Here is a 296-nt window from a genome sequence, read left to right on the forward strand (position 1 = left end):
CGCGCGATGTCGAACGCCCGCTCGATCTCGCTGGTCGTGAGCAGCACCGGGCCTGCGGACTCGGCAGCGGACCACACCGCCTCGGACCAGGCCACCGCCGCCTGACGCACCGCGTCCAGATTCGTGACACGCGGCACTTGCAGCTGCTGATCGAGCTGCGCTTCAAGATCGACGATGGTCAGGAAGTCGCGATGCATGTCGTGCGCTCAATGAGCTGCGCAAGGTCCAAGTGGAGATAGGCAGCGTCGGTACCTGCGCGGGCGACGTTACCCAGGCCGCGCCGGCCGGTGTCGAAT

The 296-nt window shown here is 66.9% G+C and carries 1 protein-coding gene; it reads right to left on the reverse strand.

Annotated elements, in window-relative coordinates:
- Positions 1–197, reverse strand: a 197-nt coding sequence (locus tag Y882_RS18370; protein ID WP_046973403.1) for a hypothetical protein, incomplete at its 3' end; no start/stop codon positions are given.
- Positions 198–296: the final 99 nt, after the last annotated feature.

It is taken from the genome of Dyella japonica DSM 16301, assembly GCF_001010355.1.
In the GTDB taxonomy this organism is placed as follows: domain Bacteria; phylum Pseudomonadota; class Gammaproteobacteria; order Xanthomonadales; family Rhodanobacteraceae; genus Dyella; species Dyella japonica.